Origin of the sequence: Psychrobacter sp. TB20-MNA-CIBAN-0197 (assembly GCF_040309765.1) — a bacterium.
Taxonomy (GTDB): Bacteria; Pseudomonadota; Gammaproteobacteria; order Pseudomonadales; family Moraxellaceae; genus Psychrobacter; species Psychrobacter submarinus.
In genome coordinates this window covers 1-304 of record NZ_JBEOPC010000308.1, presented here as the reverse complement: position 1 = coordinate 304, position 304 = coordinate 1, and the positions used below count along the sequence as shown (strand labels likewise).

General features: G+C 60.9%; 1 protein-coding gene. It reads right to left on the bottom strand.

Going from position 1 to position 304, the window contains the following annotated elements; translation table 11 throughout:
* Positions 1–245, bottom strand: a 245-nt coding sequence (locus AAEY83_RS13785; protein WP_502945173.1) for a hypothetical protein, incomplete at its 3' end; no start/stop codon positions are given.
* Positions 246–304 lie beyond the last annotated feature (59 nt).

The window sequence follows — 304 nt, the reverse complement described above, 5'->3', positions numbered from 1 at the left end:
ACGCTCTGACGATCACCGGTCAACAGGAGTTGGCGTCCCAGCCCCAATTCGCGTAACTCGTTCAAGGCGAAGCGCGCTTCCGGTTTGATGCTGTCTGCTAGCAGCAGCCAGGCGAGGAATTCGCCGTTCAGGGCCAACCCGGCGATCGGGCCATCGTGCTCAGGAACAAGGGTGGTTGTGATACCCAGTTGCGTGAACAACTCTGGACGACCGAGCGCGGCCTCGCCCTTTTCTGTCGTCGCCACTACGCCCAAGCCTTGGCGCTCATGGATGTTGGTCAGAGGCCAATAGGCCTCCTGATCGG